Source organism: Mesorhizobium sp. M4B.F.Ca.ET.089.01.1.1 (assembly GCF_004022605.1).
GTDB lineage: Bacteria > Pseudomonadota > Alphaproteobacteria > Rhizobiales > Rhizobiaceae > Mesorhizobium > Mesorhizobium abyssinicae.
The window spans coordinates 1-590 of sequence record NZ_RZOS01001213.1 but is presented as its reverse complement, the minus strand read 5'-3'; the positions used below and the strand labels follow the sequence as shown (position 1 = coordinate 590).

The following is a 590-nucleotide window of genomic DNA, read 5'->3' as shown; positions in this document are numbered from 1 at the left end:
CTACGAGACTGACTGTCGCCGGAATATCCATCTACCCAGAGGAGCGCGCGGGCGACACCTATGAGATCACAGTCTCCGGCGACAACTTGGGCTCAGGCGACATCGGTGCGACACTCAAAGATGCGCAGGAGCGCGACAAGTACGGTGCGCCCAAATATCGCCAATACCGCGGTCGACAGATCCCGATTTACACTCCTCCCCCAGGCATGGGGCTCATCGCCAAGATCCGCGGCGAGCGATGCTGGACTGTGTGGCTTCGCGTTTCCCCATACTTTGCGAGCGACGCGCTCGCGCTGCTGCGAAACGGACGATCTTTGTTCCTGGCTATACACGAGCGCAAAACGAACCGCTCGCGCTGGGTTCAGAGCGTGAGCGTGCAAACCACCAACCCTGCAGAAGAATAGATCCTAGTGCGGGAGCCTGCGCTCTGGGAGAAATGGCCGAGATAGGCAATGTCTTCGGCGCGATTGTTTTTTGCGCCGGCGCATTTTTTCGGGCAAAAAGCGGAATGGAGAGATGGCGAATTGGTTGGGGCATCAAGTGCGTGCAGGCCTACCGTGGGTTCTAATCCTACTCTCTCAGCCAGCACC

At 58.5% G+C, this 590-nt stretch carries 1 protein-coding gene; it reads left to right on the top strand.

What is annotated here, in order from left to right:
- A partial coding sequence (locus tag EN780_RS39410) for a hypothetical protein (protein ID WP_189557125.1) occupies positions 1 to 404 on the top strand: 404 nt, incomplete at its 5' end.
- Positions 405 to 590: the final 186 nt, after the last annotated feature.